Origin of the sequence: Hoyosella levis, from assembly GCF_026008515.1 — a bacterium.
Lineage (GTDB): Bacteria > Actinomycetota > Actinomycetes > Mycobacteriales > Mycobacteriaceae > Lolliginicoccus > Lolliginicoccus levis.
This window is the reverse complement of the sequence record NZ_BQYM01000013.1, coordinates 1-14229: the sequence shown is the minus strand read 5'-3', so window position 1 is coordinate 14229 and position 14229 is coordinate 1. Positions and strand designations below refer to the sequence as shown.

Annotated in this window: 14 protein-coding genes and 2 tRNA genes; 11 read left to right on the top strand and 5 right to left on the bottom strand. The window is 68.5% G+C overall.

Annotation, left to right across the window (positions count from 1 at the left end; all coding sequences use genetic code 11):
• Positions 1 to 13: 13 nt before the first annotated feature.
• The gene (locus QC765_RS13985; RefSeq protein ID WP_278315047.1) at positions 14 to 1300 is read left to right on the top strand and encodes a deoxyguanosinetriphosphate triphosphohydrolase; all 1287 of its coding nucleotides are present in this window, start codon (positions 14 to 16) and stop codon (positions 1298 to 1300) included.
• 45 nt (positions 1301 to 1345) lie between these two features.
• Entirely contained in the window at positions 1346 to 3274 is a 1929-nt protein-coding gene (gene dnaG, locus QC765_RS13980) for a DNA primase (RefSeq protein WP_278315046.1), read from the top strand.
• Here the strand turns inward: dnaG and QC765_RS13975 are convergent.
• The gene (locus QC765_RS13975) at positions 3268 to 3516 is read right to left on the bottom strand and encodes a hypothetical protein (protein ID WP_278315045.1); all 249 of its coding nucleotides are present in this window, start codon (positions 3514 to 3516) and stop codon (positions 3268 to 3270) included. The two genes, dnaG and QC765_RS13975, sit on opposite strands and share 7 nt — an antisense overlap.
• A gap of 182 nt (positions 3517 to 3698) precedes the next feature.
• Between QC765_RS13975 and QC765_RS13970 the strand changes: the two genes are divergently transcribed.
• Positions 3699 to 3771: transfer RNA gene (locus QC765_RS13970), tRNA-Asn, on the top strand.
• A 66-nt stretch (positions 3772 to 3837) separates the two neighbouring features.
• A tRNA-Ile gene (locus tag QC765_RS13965) sits at positions 3838 to 3911 on the top strand.
• Between the two features lie 17 nt (positions 3912 to 3928).
• Here QC765_RS13965 and QC765_RS13960 read toward each other — a convergent pair.
• Genes QC765_RS13960 through QC765_RS13950 form a run of 3 tightly spaced genes read right to left on the bottom strand, consistent with a single transcriptional unit; the run spans position 3929 to position 6143 of the window.
• The gene (locus tag QC765_RS13960; protein WP_278315044.1) at positions 3929 to 4984 is read right to left on the bottom strand and encodes a sulfate/molybdate ABC transporter ATP-binding protein; all 1056 of its coding nucleotides are present in this window, start codon (positions 4982 to 4984) and stop codon (positions 3929 to 3931) included.
• Complete coding sequence (locus QC765_RS13955) at positions 4981 to 5745, bottom strand: ABC transporter permease (RefSeq protein ID WP_278315134.1); 765 nt, start codon at positions 5743 to 5745, stop codon at positions 4981 to 4983. Before QC765_RS13955 ends, QC765_RS13960 begins: the two co-directional genes overlap by 4 nt.
• A complete protein-coding gene (locus QC765_RS13950) occupies positions 5745 to 6143 on the bottom strand; it encodes a TOBE domain-containing protein (RefSeq protein WP_278315043.1) in 399 nt (132 codons plus the stop codon). Before QC765_RS13950 ends, QC765_RS13955 begins: the two co-directional genes overlap by 1 nt.
• Positions 6144 to 6212: 69 nt before the next feature.
• Here QC765_RS13950 and modA point away from each other — a divergent pair, with 69 nt between their 5' ends.
• The gene (gene modA / locus QC765_RS13945) at positions 6213 to 6977 is read left to right on the top strand and encodes a molybdate ABC transporter substrate-binding protein (RefSeq protein ID WP_373876763.1); all 765 of its coding nucleotides are present in this window, start codon (positions 6213 to 6215) and stop codon (positions 6975 to 6977) included.
• Here the strand turns inward: modA and QC765_RS13940 are convergent.
• Positions 6974 to 7654, bottom strand: coding sequence for a TetR/AcrR family transcriptional regulator (locus tag QC765_RS13940; protein WP_278315042.1), 681 nt, complete (start codon positions 7652 to 7654; stop codon positions 6974 to 6976). The two genes, modA and QC765_RS13940, sit on opposite strands and share 4 nt — an antisense overlap.
• Positions 7655 to 7829: 175 nt before the next feature.
• Here QC765_RS13940 and QC765_RS13935 point away from each other — a divergent pair, with 175 nt between their 5' ends.
• The 6 genes from QC765_RS13935 (at position 7830) to QC765_RS13910 (ending at position 14099) form a co-directional block, all read left to right on the top strand.
• Positions 7830 to 8672 carry a GNAT family N-acetyltransferase gene (locus QC765_RS13935; protein ID WP_278315041.1) on the top strand — a complete coding sequence of 281 codons (843 nt, stop codon included), beginning with the start codon at positions 7830 to 7832 and terminating at the stop codon, positions 8670 to 8672.
• Between the two features lie 258 nt (positions 8673 to 8930).
• A complete protein-coding gene (locus tag QC765_RS13930) occupies positions 8931 to 9785 on the top strand; it encodes an SDR family oxidoreductase (RefSeq protein ID WP_278315040.1) in 855 nt (284 codons plus the stop codon).
• The gene (locus tag QC765_RS13925; RefSeq protein WP_278315039.1) at positions 9782 to 10723 is read left to right on the top strand and encodes a patatin-like phospholipase family protein; all 942 of its coding nucleotides are present in this window, start codon (positions 9782 to 9784) and stop codon (positions 10721 to 10723) included. The genes QC765_RS13930 and QC765_RS13925 overlap by 4 nt, the downstream gene beginning before the upstream one ends.
• The gene (locus tag QC765_RS13920; protein WP_278315038.1) at positions 10720 to 12186 is read left to right on the top strand and encodes a flavin-containing monooxygenase; all 1467 of its coding nucleotides are present in this window, start codon (positions 10720 to 10722) and stop codon (positions 12184 to 12186) included. Before QC765_RS13925 ends, QC765_RS13920 begins: the two co-directional genes overlap by 4 nt.
• A 198-nt stretch (positions 12187 to 12384) precedes the next feature.
• Positions 12385 to 13470: an S-(hydroxymethyl)mycothiol dehydrogenase gene (locus QC765_RS13915; RefSeq protein ID WP_278315132.1), complete on the top strand. Its 1086-nt coding sequence runs from the start codon at positions 12385 to 12387 to the stop codon at positions 13468 to 13470.
• Positions 13467 to 14099 carry an MBL fold metallo-hydrolase gene (locus QC765_RS13910; protein WP_278315037.1) on the top strand — a complete coding sequence of 211 codons (633 nt, stop codon included), beginning with the start codon at positions 13467 to 13469 and terminating at the stop codon, positions 14097 to 14099. Before QC765_RS13915 ends, QC765_RS13910 begins: the two co-directional genes overlap by 4 nt.
• The last annotated feature ends 130 nt before the right edge of the window (positions 14100 to 14229 follow it).

The window sequence follows — 14229 nt, the reverse complement described above, 5'->3', positions numbered from 1 at the left end:
AGGACGGTGCATCATGACGCAACGCCGTTACATCTATGCCGACCATGACCTCGAGCGCAGGGTCGACGAGGCGCCGAAGCGCTCCGCCCTGCCCGGGGCAACCTCGACGCACCGGGGACAGTTCAGCCGCGACCGCGCGCGGGTACTGCATTCCGCGGCGCTGCGCCGCCTCGCCGACAAGACACAGGTGGTGGGCCCGGGGGAGGGCGATACGCCGCGCACCCGCTTGACCCATTCGATGGAGGTCGCGCAGATCGGACGCAGCATCGCCGATGGGCTCGGTGCCGACCCGGACCTCTGTGATCTCGCGGGCCTCGCGCATGATCTCGGTCATCCCCCCTACGGGCACAACGGCGAGCGGGCCCTCGAGGAGGTCGCTGAGGGTTGCGGCGGATTCGAGGGCAATGCCCAGAGCCTCCGCATCCTTGCCCGCCTCGAGCCGAAGGTGCTCGATGAGGAGGGGCGCAGCGTGGGCCTCAACCTGACGCGGGCCTCGCTCGACGCGGCGACGAAGTATCCCTGGACAGCCTCGTCCGCCCCGGGTGGCTCCCGGAAGTTCGGTGCCTACGATGACGATGCCGCGACCCTGGCCTGGCTGCGCGATGGCGCTCCTGGTGCCGAGCGCGCCCTCGAGGCACAGATCATGGACTGGTCCGATGACGTCGCCTACTCGGTGCATGACGTCGAGGACGGCGTGATCGAGGGCAGGCTGGACCTGCGGGCGCTCACCGACCCCACCGAGCAGCGTGACCTCGCCGAGGTCGGGTGCCGCGAGTTCGGGTTCGCCGACCCCGCTGTGCTCGTGGAGGCCGCCAACCGGCTCGCGGCACTGCCAGTGGTCGAGGCGGTCGGCAAGTATGACGGCACGCTCGGCAGCTCGGTCGCGATGAAGACCATGACCAGCGAGCTCGTGGGACGTTTCGCCTCCGCCGCGATCCTCGCCACGCGCTCGGCCGCGGCGGACGGGCCCATCGGCCGCTATGCCAGCGGCCTGCGGATCCCGCCCGTCGTGGAGGCAGAGGTGATCCTGCTCAAGACAATGGCCCTGCGCTATGTGATGACCAATCCGCAGCACCGGGCCGGGCAGGAGCGCGAGCGCGATCGCATCCACCGCGTCGCCCAGTACCTCCTGCACACCGCGCCCGTGGGCCTCGATGCGCTGTTCGTCCCGGCCTGGGACAACGCGGCCGACGACGCCGCCAGGATGCGCGTCATCGTCGACCAGATCGCCTCCTACACCGAGCACCGGCTCGAGCGGGTCGACAAGTCCAGCCGCGGCGCACAGGCGGCCTGGGGCTAGCAGCGCGCGGTCGGCAATCCGCGCGCCGGGCCGTACACTCGTCGCGTGGCTGGCCGTATCCCTGACAGAGACATCGCGGCGATCCGCGAGCGCATCGCGATCGACGAGCTGATCGGCGAGTACGTGTCCCTCCGTCGCGTCGGATCGTCGATGAAGGGACTGTGCCCGTTCCACGACGAGAAGACCCCGTCGTTCCATGTGCGCCCCAGCCACGGGCACTTCCACTGCTTCGGCTGCGGCGAGGGCGGCGATGTCTACTCGTTCCTGCAGAAGATCGAGCACGTCAGTTTCGCCGAGGCCGTCGAGCAGCTCGCTGACCGGGTCGGCTACCGCATCAGCTACGAGGGCGGCGGCACCTCCGTGCAGCGCGACCGTGGCACCCGCGCCCGCCTGGTCGCCGCCAACGCCGCCGCGCAGGAGTTCTACGAGCAGCAGCTGCTCTCCCCGGAGGCCGAGACCGCCCGCCGCTACCTCGCCGAGCGCGATTTCGACCAGGCCGCGGCGGGACGCTTCGGGTGCGGGTACGCGCCATCGGGCTGGGACACCCTCACCAAGCACCTGCTGCGCAATGGCTTCGAGTTCAAGGAGCTCGAGGCGGCGGGACTGTCCCGCGAGGGCAAGCGCGGACCCATGGACCGGTTCCACCGGCGCCTCGTGTGGCCCATCCGCAACCTCTCCGGCGACGTCATCGGTTTCGGCGCGCGCAAGATCTTCGAGGACGACCCCCAGGCCAAGTACCTGAACACCCCCGAGACGATGCTCTACAAGAAGTCCAACGTCCTGTTCGGGCTCGATCTCGCCAAGCGCGACATCGCCCGCCAGCACCAGGCAGTGATCGTCGAGGGCTACACCGACGTGATGGCGCTGCACCTCGCGGGCATCACCACCGCCGTCGCGGCCTGCGGCACCGCGTTCGGCGACGAGCACACCTCGGTGCTGCGGCGCCTGCTGATGGACGACGACTACTTCCGCGGCGAGATGATCTTCACCTTCGACGGCGACGAGGCTGGCCGCAACGCCGCCCTCAAGGCGTTCGACGGCGACCAGAAGATCACCGGCCGGACCTTCGTCGCCATCGCCCCCGATGGAATGGACCCCTGCGACCTGCGCAAGGAACGTGGTGATGCCGCCGTCCGGGATCTCATCGCCCAGCGCACACCGATGTTCGCGTTCGCCGTGCAATCCATCCTCGCCGAGCATGATCTCGACACCCCCGAGGGCCGCGTCGAGGCGCTGCGGCGCACCGTGCCCATCGTCGCGCGCATCAAGGACAGCGCTCTGCGCGATGACTACGCCCGGCAGCTCGCCGAATGGGTCGGCTGGGACAAGGTGGCGCAGGTCCGCAAGCGCGTGCGCGAGGAAGCACAGCACGCCCGCTCCACGGCCACGACAACGACCACCAGCCACCAGGACAAGCGGACCAAGGCGCCTGGTCCGGAGGAGGCCACGAGCGCTCCCGCCGCCCCGCGCATGCCAGCCCCGCGCGACCCCGCCCTCTGGCCCGAGCGGGAAGCGCTCAAGGCCGCGCTGCAATACCCCGCCATCGCGGGAACGATCTTCGCCGCGCTGCCCGACGAGACCTTCACCCACCCCGCCTACCACACAGTTCACGAAGCAATCCTCAACGCGGGCGGCACCACTGCCGGGATCAGTGGAGCGGACTGGATCACCGCGGTGACCGCCAGCCTCGACACTCCCTACATCCGGCTCGTCTCCGAGCTTGCCATCGAGAACATGCCCGTCGACGAGGACGCCGTGCCCCGCTACATCGGCGGCGTTCTCGCCCGGCTCCAGGAAGTGTGGGTCGGCGGCCAGATCGCCGAGCTCAAGTCCCGGCTGCAACGCATGTCACCCACCGAGGACCCTGACGCCTACCACGGCCTGTTCGGCGACCTCGTGGCGCTCGAGGAGTACCGGCGCAGCCTGCTGACCAAGGCCGTGGGCGACGCCGACCCCGCCATCAGCGGCTACTGAGCTCGCGGGGAACCCTGCGGGGCATAGACCGAGGTGGTCTCGTCGATCTCCGCGACGCGCTCGAGCTGGGGCGCGGTCGAGAGCGCCTCGGAGAGCTTCTGGCGTCCCACTGCGACAGCCTTCTTGGTCGCGGGGCTCGTCGCGATGGTGCGCGCGACCCGGTTGAGCTGCTCGTACCGCTCGCGTCCCGCTCGAGTACCCAGCACATAGCCGGCAGCCACGCCTACAACAACACCAATCATCCGCCAAGCCTCCCGAGGCTCCCGTTGCTCGTTCATCCGACCGCCCCCATCTTGCCCTAGCGAGAGGCCATAATCCGGTCGGGACACAACTTCGCAGCTCATCGACTGAATCACGAACCGGTTGGCGCAACCGCCCCCCGATGCGCTATTGTCGTCAAGGCCTGCAAGCAGGCAATGAACGGTCCTCCGTAGCTCAATTGGCAGAGCATCCGACTGTTAATCGGACGGTTGCTGGTTCGAGTCCAGCCGGAGGAGCACGCCATCAGGCCCCTCAATGCACTGAGGGGCCTGATTCGTTGTGTAAGGTAAGTCTGCCTTCGAGGGGCGGTAGCTCAGTCGGTTAGAGCCGCGGACTCATAATCCGCTGGTCGCGGGTTCGAGCCCCGCCCGCCCCACTTTCAATCCCAGCCGCTCAAGCCGGATAGATCCGTGTCTCGGTCGCTTTGACCACGAGCTGGACTTCCACGCCGGGCGCGAGATCGAGCTCGGTCGCGGCGGTGGGCGTGATGTCGGCCATCAGGCCGGGTTGCTCGTTGGTGTCGTGGCCGGTGATGCGGATGAGGTCGCCGCGATGCTCATGCCCAGCGACTGTGACGGTGAAGTGGTTCCGGGGGCTGCCGTGGGGCAGCTGGGTGTAGACCGCGACCGCCGATGGAGAGAACACGGCTACCGCTTGGCTTCCGGCGGGTAGCGATTCCGCCGCGATCCCGTAGACATGCTGGCCTGTCGCAGTGCGCAGGCATCCGGGCTCGCTGACGCGGCCGAAACAGATATTGACGCCCGCGATGCGCGCTCCGAAGCTGCTGCGGGGGTGCGAGAGAACGGTGTGGACGCTGCCGTCCTCGACGATGCGGCCGTTGTCGACGATGATCGCTCGGTCAGCGAGGCCTAGCGCGTCGAGCGGGTCGTGGGTGACAAGGATCGCTGTGCGCCGTGCTTCGCGGAGGACCCTGCGCAGCAGTGATCGCAACGCTGGTGCCGCCGCGACGTCGAGCGCGGCCATGGGTTCATCGAGCAGCAGCAGTTCCGGATCGGCAGCGAGCGCCCGGGCCACGGCGATCCGTTGTGCCTGGCCGCCGGAGAGCTGCCTGGGCCTGCGCGCGGCGAGATCCAGCGCATCGACTTCCTCGAGCCACCGGGCGGCGATCCCGCGTGACCCGGACCGGTTCGAACCAGTGCTGCGAGGTGCGAAAGCGACATTGTCGATCACCGTCATGTGCGGGAACAACAGTGGCTGCTGCGCGAGCAACGCGATGCGGCGCCGATGCGGCGGAACACCGTCGAGGATCCGGCCGCCCAGCTCGATGTGGGAAACCGACGGTTGGTGCAGCCCGGCGATCGAGTTGAGCAGCGTCGATTTGCCAGCCCCGTTTGGCCCGAGGATCGCCGTCACTGTTCCCGCTGCGACATTGAGCTCGGCCTCGACGCCGCGGGCCGGATCGCTCACCCGCGCGCGCAGGCTCGTCATGATGGCCGTCCGCGACGGTAGACCGACGCCACGATCACGACGGCGACGGCGACGAGGACCAGCGAAAGCGCTACCGCCGCATCGGGATCGGTCTCGCGCTGCAGGTAGATCTCCAGCGGCAGGGTGCGGGTTACTCCTTGCAGGCTGCCAGCGAAGGTGAGGGTGGCGCCGAACTCGCCGAGCGCCCGCGCGAACGCCAGCACGGTGCCGGAGAGCAGCCCGGGCAGGACGAGCGGGATGGTCACGCGGCGCAGCACCGTGGTGGGGCGGGCGCCGAGCGTCGAGGCGATGGCCTCGTAGCGGGTTCCTGCGGTTCGCAGGGCGCCCTCGAGGCTGAGCACGAGGAATGGCATGGCGACAAATGTTTGCGCGAGCACGACGGCGGTGGTGGTGAAAGCGATGCGTATCCCGAGTGCCTCGAGGTGCTCGCCGAGGAGTCCCTGGCGGCCGAACGCATAGAGCAGCGCGATTCCCCCCACGACCGGGGGAAGGACCAGAGGCAGCAGGATCAGGGCCCGGACCAGGCGCAGCCCGGGGAACGAGCCGCGTGCCAGGACGAGCGCCATCGGGGTGCCGAGGATGAGGCACAGCACGGTGCTCGCGGTGGCGGTGCGCAGGCTCAGGCCCAGCGCGGCGAGCGAGGACTCGGAGGTGATGAGGCTGATGAACCGGGGCCACTCGACGACGCTGGCGAGCGCGATGACGGGAACGAGGATGAAGAGCGCTCCCGCCGTAGCAGGAATGATGATCCAACGTGGCATCACGGGCGCGGTGTCTCCACGATCACGGTTGTTGCCTTGACGACGGCCACCGCGATGCTGCCCGGTTCGAGCCCAAGCTCATGGACGGACTCAGTGCTCATCAGGGACACGATGGTGAATGGTCCGCATTGCATCTCCACCTGCGACATGACGGTGTCGGAGGTGACGCGGGTGACGAGGCCGGTAAGCCGGTTGCGCGCGGAGCTGCCGATGCCGATCGGATCGGTGGGGGCCGCGGCGTGCGATCGCGCGAACTCCGCGAGCGCCGGTCCGTCTATCACTTTGCGTCCTGATCGGTCCTTGCGGCTCTCGAGGGTGCCGCTGTCGATCCAGCGTCGCACGGTGTCGTCGCTGACGCCGAGGAGCTCTGCCGCTTGCCGGATTCTGACTGCCACCACACGGACGATCCTAGCTGCAGCGGGCTATTGTGGCGCATGCACGGAGAAAATCAGCATATGGTTCCGTTTCTGCGGAAAGTGGGCAGTGTGAGACGAGTACTGGCGGGTTCGCTCGCGTGCGTGGCGATGGGCATCAGCGGATGCGCGGAGCAGGCCGGAACCGGGGACCGGGTCACGGTATTCGCGGCCGCGTCCCTGCATTCGTCGTTCACCGAGCTCGCCGCGGCCTTCGAGGCCCAGAATCCTGGAATCGATGTCGAGCTAAGCTTCGCAGGCTCCTCGGATCTCGCGGCCCAGCTGATCGCGGGCGCCCCCGCGGACGTGTTCGCCTCCGCGAACGAGGCCAACATGCAAAAGGTCGTGGACGCCGGCCTCATCACCGGGGAGCCGGTTCCCTTTGCCGCGAACGTGCTGACGATCATCGCCGCGCCGGGTAACCCGAAAGCCATCGAGTCGCTCGCTGACCTCGCTGATCCGGCGTTGCTGGTCGTGACCTGCGCGCCACAGGTGCCGTGCGGAGCTGCCGCGGAGACGGCCACCGAGGATGCGGGAATCACCCTCAGCCCCGTCAGCGAGGAATCGTCGGTGGCGGGCGTGCTCGCCAAGGTGACGTCCGGCCAGGCGGATGCTGGGCTCGTCTATGTCACCGACGCTGCTGCTGTTGGGGGCGCGGTTTCCGCAATAGCATTTCCCGAGGCCGAGTCAGCCGCGAATACCTACCCGGTGGCGGTGCTCGAACACGCAGAGAACCAGGCCGCCCGGGAGTTCGTGGACATGCTCACGGGGGAGGCCGGGCAGCAAGTGATGGCTGAGGCCGGGTTCCGGGTGCCCTAGCGAAGCGCGTCGAAAGTAGGCGCGGTGACTCCCAGAATGAGGTGGGTGACGTCGTCGGTGAGGTCGGCGATGGTGCCGGGCTCGTGATGAACGAGGTGATCAACGATCATTTCCATGACACCGCCAACGATGCCGCGCACGACGATGAGGTCCAGGCGCGGCAGGGCGGGGGCGAGTCTCCCGCGCAAGTGTTGCAGTGGTTGGTCGAGCATCGCGGTGAACTGAGTGATCGCGGCAGCACGGCGCCGGCGTACATCATCGCCCGCACCGAGGACCTCGAGGAAGAACATGCGTGCCCCGGCGGGATAGGCGCCGAGGAGGGTGAGCAGTGCTCGAACGAGCTCGCGCAGTTCCTGCGGCGAGGAGAGCGCGTTATTGCTCGCCGTCATGCCGGCGTCGCGGAGGAAGGTATCGAAGGCGCTGTAGGCGGCGACGATGACGGCTTCCTTGGTGTCGAATAGCTCGTAGAACGTCTTGCGGGATACGCCGGCGCGCTTGACGATGTCGAGAACAGTGGTGGCAGCGTAGCCACGGGAGGCGAACAGCTCGATGGCCGCGTTGATGATCCGCGCCGATTGGCTCTGCTTGACCTGCTCGCGCGTGAGGTTGTGCCGGTGGCGGGGGAGGTGGCCGTCGAACTCGTCGGGGACGAGGGAGCGTTGCCGGCTCTCGGGCACGATGCTCCCTTCGCATTCTTGGTCGGCGCATTCTTGGTCGGCGCGGTCCTGGTCGGCGCCGTCCTGGTTGGTTGAACATCAGTCTAGTGCGTGGTGATGGCCGGTTCCGGGGCCTTGTCGCGCGCGGCGATGCGGCAATATTCTAGGAAGCGCGGCGCGGATGGCGGGAGGTCGGATGGACGAGTATGCCAGCGGGTTCCTGGACGTCCGCGGTGTGGGGACGGCTGTGGAGTGGGCGGCCGAGGAGGGCTGGAACCCCGGCCTGCATGATGCCGACGCGTTCGCTGCTGCGGATCCATCCGGCTTTCGCGGCGCGTGGTGGGGCGACGAGCTGATTGCCACGATTTCCGCGGTGCGCTACGGCTCGGAGCTCGGGTTCATCGGCTTCTATATCGTGAGCCCGCGCTGGCGGGGCCGTGGCCTCGGCTACCGGTTGTGGGGCGAGGCGATGGAGGCGCTCGCGGACGTGCGAACAGTGGGCCTGGACGCGGTGGTCGAGCAGCAGGAGGCCTACGCGCGCTCCGGCTTCGTGCGCGCGTTCTCCTCGTTCCGTCATGGTGGGGTCCTCGAGGGACGGCCTTCCGTGCGGGCACATTCGGTCACGAACGCCGCGCACGGTGCTCTCATCGCCTATGACCGGCGGCATTTCCCCGCGGATCGCCGGGCCTTCCTCGCGGCGTGGTGGTCACTGCCGGATTCGCATAGCCGGTTCATCGTGGTCGATGGCGAGGTGGTGGCCTCGGGAACGATCCGGCGTTGCCTCGAGGGCTGGAAGGTGGGGCCGCTGTTCGCGGATTCGACGGACCTCGCTGAGGAGCTTCTCGAGGACCTCGTTGCGTGCGCGGGTGGCGGAGTGCTGGTGTTCCTGGACGCGCCAGAGCCCAATGGTGCCGCGGCGCGGCTAGCGCGCGAACGGGGCATGGAGGTGGTGTTCGAGACCGGCCGGATGTATCGGGGCCCGGATCCGGGCTTGCCGTTGCAGCGGATCTTCGGGGTCACGTCGTTCGAGCTGGGGTGATCGCGCCTCGTTCCGGCGGTATCAGCGTGTGGAGTGGAAACTTTTCCCGCTGGGAGGGGGAGAAGTTTCCACTGAGGCGGGGCTGCCGCGCCGGGGCCGCCGCCCCACCGTCGCCAGCGACACCGGTGGCACGCGTCATGCCTCTCCACTGCCGCCACCACTCAGGCCCCACCGGCAACGCATTGACAATCTAGAAACGCTCTGTACTCTCACTCGGAAGAAGTGAGAAACGTCGTGTATCTGGATCGGAGCTTCCCCATGCCTCGCTACCCCGGGATACCCCTGCACAGCGCCACCGTCATCGTCACCGGCGGAGCACGCGGCATCGGCGCCGCCACCGCCCGCGCCTTCAGCGAGCGCGGTGCCACTGTCTGGATCGGCGACATCGACGCCAGCCTCGCCGAGGAGACCGCTGCCTCCCTGGACAACACCCACGCCGCGCCCCTCGACGTCACCAGCCCCGAGTCCTGGAGCGACTTCATTGCTGCGGTCACCGCGCGCAGTGGTGCGATCGATGTGCTCGTCAACAACGCTGGAATCATGCCCCTCGGGCCGTTCCTCGAACAGCCCGAGGAGCTCTCGCGCCTCATGATGGACGTCAACGTGCACGGCCCCGCCCACGGCACGCGCGCTGTCCTGCCCGGCATGCTCGAGCGCCGCCGCGGCCACATCGTCACCGTCGCCTCGATGGCGGGCAAGCTGCCGATTCCCGGCATGGCCATGTACAACGCCAGCAAGTTCGCCGCGGTAGGCCTCTCGACGGCGCTGCGTGCCGAGAACGCCCGCACCGGCGTCAGCTTCAGCTGCGTCATGCCCAGTGCCGTGCGCACGGAGCTCTCGTCCGGTGCCCGCCTTGGCGGAGCACTGCCCACCGTGGACCCCGAGGACGTGGCCGGACAGATCGTCCGTACCGTCCGGACCCGTGCCGCCGAGGTCTCCGTGCCTCGCTTCGTCCACCCCGCCGTGGCACTGATGAATGCCCTCGTCCCCGAGCCGTTCGAGCGGATCGGCCGCGCGCTCATCAACGACAGGCGCGCCCTCGACCAGCTCGACCATCACGCCCGGCGCCCCTACGAGGATCGCGTCGCCAGCCAGCTCGGAGGCCACGAATGAGCACATCGAAGAGGCGCGCGCTCGTTCTCGGCTGTGGCGGAACCCTCGGCGGAGCCTGGATCATCGCCGCGCTCAAGGCGCTCGCTGACCACCTCGAGTGGGACCCCCGCACCGCCGACATCATCCAGGGAACGTCAGCGGGCGCGGAGCTCGCCACCATGCTCGGCAGTGGCATCAGTGTTGACGACCTCGTCGCGATGCAGCTCGGAACCACCCGCGACGCTCGACTGCGCGCCCATCTGGCTGACGCGCCTGGCCGATTCCCGCCCATGCCGCGCGCAGGACTCGGCTCTCCCGGGCTGCTGCGCCGAGCTCGCGGGCTCGCGGGACTGTCGGGCATCGCGCCTCGTGGCAGTGGCGATCCAGCCTGGCTCGAGCGACTCGCCATCTCCCTCAACCCTCGCGCTAGCTGGCCCGACCATGCCGGGCTACGACTCGTTGCCATGGACTACGACACCGGCAAGCGCGTCGCCTTCGGTGCGCCGGGTAGCCCGTCCGCGGCCATCGATCAGGCGCTGCAAGCCTCGTGGGCCATCCCCGGCTGGTACCCGCCCGTCGAGATCCACGGCAAGCGCTACATCGATGGCGGGGCTGCCTCCACTGCCTCGGTTGACCTGCTCGCAAGCGATCCAGCGGGCACCAGGGTCGACGAAGCCATCGTGATCGCGCCCATGGCCTCCCTCTCGGGGGATCGAGCGCCCGGCCTGCTCGGTCGTGGCGAGGACCGGCTGCTGCGGCGCGGCATGACCCGTGGCCTGCGCGCCGAGATCACCCGGCTCGAGGAGGAAGGAACCCGCGTCGTCGTCCTCGATGCCACCGTGGACGATCTCGCCGCGATGGGCGGCAACTTCATGGACCACCGGCGTCGCGAAGCAGTCTTCGAGCACGCTCTCGAGACGCTTCCGCAGCGCGTCACCAGAATGGAGGAGCTTCGATGACGCACCGCGTGCTTGCCGTGATCATCGGTGCCGGAATGTCCGGCATCGCCATGGGCACCACCCTGCGCCAGGCCGGGATCGACGACTTCGTCATCCTCGAGAAGGGCACCGACGTCGGGGGAGTGTGGCACTGGAACCGCTACCCCGGACTGACCTGCGACGTGCCCTCCCACTTGTACCAATACTCGTTCGCCCCCAAGCCGGACTGGAAGCGCGTCTTCGCCACCGGCCCACAGATCCAGCAGTACCACCGCGACGTGGTCGAGCAGTTCGGCCTCGGCCCCCGCATCCGCACCGGCACTACAGTCATCTCGGCGCGCTATACCGATCCCGGGTGGGTCGTGGAGACCGACAGCGGGGAGCGCTACGCGTGCGATTTCCTCATCGCCGCCACGGGCACCCTGCACCACCCCAGCATCCCCGCTATCGACGGGCTCGACACGTTCGGCGGGCCCGTTGTGCACACCGCGCGATGGGATGACACCGTCACCACGCGCGGCCAGCGGGTCGCCGTCATCGGTACCGGATCGACCGGGGTGCAAGTGGTCTCGGCGCTGCAGCCCGAGGCGCGGCAGGTCACCCAGTTCGCGCGCACCCCCCAATGGGTGCTGTGGGGCCCCACCGCGCTCCGCCAGGCCGCTGTGATCAGCAAGGCGCTCGCCCGCGTCCCCTCGGCCAACCGCCGCGTCTACAGCACCGCGCTGTGGGCCTCGGGCATCCTCGCCGACATCACCACCCGGCCGAGCTGGCGGCGCCGCCTCGTGCAATCCCTGGCGCGCCTGCACCTGCGCAGCGTCCGCGACCCCGCGCTGCGGGCGGCCCTCACGCCCGAGTACGAGCCGCTCTGCAAGCGGCAAGTCGTCTCCGGCAGCTACTACAAGGCCGTGCAGCAGCCCAACGTGGCCATCGTCAGCACCGGCATCGACCGCGTCACCGAGACGTCGATCCTCACCACCGATGGCGTCGAGCACGAGTTCGACGTCATCATCCTCGCCACCGGCTTCGAGGCCCACCACTACATGCGCCCCATGCAGCTGACCGGACGCGACGGCATCACCCTCGACGAGGCATGGGCGAAAGGGCCACGCGCCTACCGCATGACCGCCATGCCGGGATTCCCGAACTTCTTCACCATGCTCGGGCCAAACTCTCCCATCGGATCGATCTCCCTGCAGTACACCGCGGAGCTGACCTCCCGGTACATCCTGCAGTTCATCCAGCGGTTCCGCGACGGCGAGCTGACCGCAGCCGAGCCCACCGAGGAGGCCACCCGTGAGTTCAACGAGCAGGTGCGCGAGGCCATCGGACCGACCATCTGGAACACCGGAGGCTGCAACTCCTGGTACCAGAACGAGGACGGCACCATCGACCTGTGGCCGTTCGACCGCAAGACCATGACCGCGATGCTCACCACGCCCGACGAGCGGCACTACCGGATCACGCGCGGGCAGGCGGCTGGCTAGGGCGCTGGCGAGTGGCCGACAGCGCGAGTGTGCGAAGAACGACAGGGTTCGCGCCGAAAGGTGTCGTATTTCGCACTCTCATGGGCATGGGCCGCGCCTGGGGCCGAGGATTGTCGCCGGGACCAGTCGATGCGGCTAGCGTGGGGGCCATGCATTCATGCGCATGAATGCGACGCCGGTGGAAGGAAGTGAATGACCATGCCGCAACAGGTGCGGGGCGTGATCGCCCGCGAGCAGGGCGCCCCCGTGGAGCTCGTCGATATAACCATCCCCGACCCAGGCCCGGGCGAGGTCGTCGTCGACATCGCGGCGTGCGGGGTATGCCACACCGATCTGACCTACCGGGATGGCGGGATCAACGACGAGTTCCCCTTCCTTCTCGGCCACGAGGCCGCTGGCACCGTCGAGAGCGTCGGGGAGGGCGTGGAGTCCGTCGCCCCCGGTGACTTCGTGGTCCTCAACTGGCGCGCGGTCTGTGGCCAGTGCCGGGCCTGCAAGCGCGGCCGCCCCCAGTACTGCTTCGACACCTTCAATGCCGAGCAGCGCATGACGCTTCTCGACGGCACCGAGCTGACCCCTGCGCTCGGTATCGGCGCGTTCGCCGACAAGACGCTCGTCCACGCCGGTCAATGCACCAAGGTGGATCCCGCTGCCGACCCCGCCGTCGTGGGACTGCTCGGCTGCGGGGTGATGGCCGGGATTGGCGCGGCAGTCAACACCGGCGGAGTCGCACGTGGCGATACCGTCGCTGTCATCGGATGCGGCGGTGTGGGGGATGCCGCGATCATGGGCGCCCGCCTCGCTGGTGCGCGCACCATCATCGCCGTGGACCGCGATGAGCAGAAGCTCGCCTGGGCGCGCGACCTCGGCGCCACCGACGCGATCAATGCGAGCTCCACCGATGTCGTGGCGGCCGTGCAGGAGCTCACCGGCGGCTTCGGCACGGACGTCGTCATCGACGCCGTGGGCCGGCCCGAGACATGGAAGCAAGCCTTCTACGCGCGCGATCTCGCCGGGACGGTGGTGCTCGTCGGCGTGCCCACGCCCGACATGCGGCTCGAGATGCCGCTGCTCGACTTCTTCTCCCACGGGGGCGCGCTCAAGTCCTCCTGGTACGGCGACTGCTTGCCCGAGCGCGACTTCCCCATGCTCGTGGACCTGCACCTGCAAGGGCGCCTGCCGCTGGAGAAGTTCGTCACCGAGCGCATCGGCCTCGATGCCGTCGAGAAGGCCTTCCGCACCATGCACGAGGGTGCCGTGCTTCGTTCGGTGGTGATCCTGTGAGCGGCACGCTGCGCATCGACCACCTCTCCACCTCCGGCACCTTCGAGCTCGACGGTGGCGCGTGGGACGTCGACAACAACATCTGGCTCGTCGGGGATGACGATGAGGTGATCATCATCGATGCGGCGCATCAGGCCGCGCCCATCATTGACGCCGTGGACGGGCGGCACGTACGGGCGGTGATCTGCACCCACGGGCACAACGACCACGTCACCGTCGCTCCCGAGCTTTCCCAGCGGCTCGACGCGCCCATCCTGCTGCATCCCGGCGACGATCCGCTATGGCGCATGACCCACCCAGAGGAGCCCTACCGCGAGCTCGAGGACGAGCAACGCGTCGCGATCGCCGGTACCGAGCTCGAGGTCATCCGTACCCCCGGCCACTCGCCGGGATCGATCTGCCTCTACCTGCCCGAGGCGCACACCCTGTTCTCCGGCGACACGCTGTTCTCCGGCGGACCGGGCGCCACTGGGCGATCGTTCTCCGACTTCCCGACGATCATCCGCTCCCTGCGCGAACGCATCCTCACTCTCCCGGCCGCGACCCGCGTGCACACTGGCCACGGCGAGGCAACCACCGTCGGCGGAGAAGCGCCGCACCTTGAGGAGTGGATCGCGCGCGGGCACTAGGTTGCGGGCGCGTGTTGGCAGGCGCGAGAGTGCGAAAAGCGTCAGTCCCACGCGCCTGGGTTCAAGGGGTGGTCGCAACACCTTCTAGCAGAAGAGGTGTTGCGCATGGATGCACGTCGCGGCCGTCCAC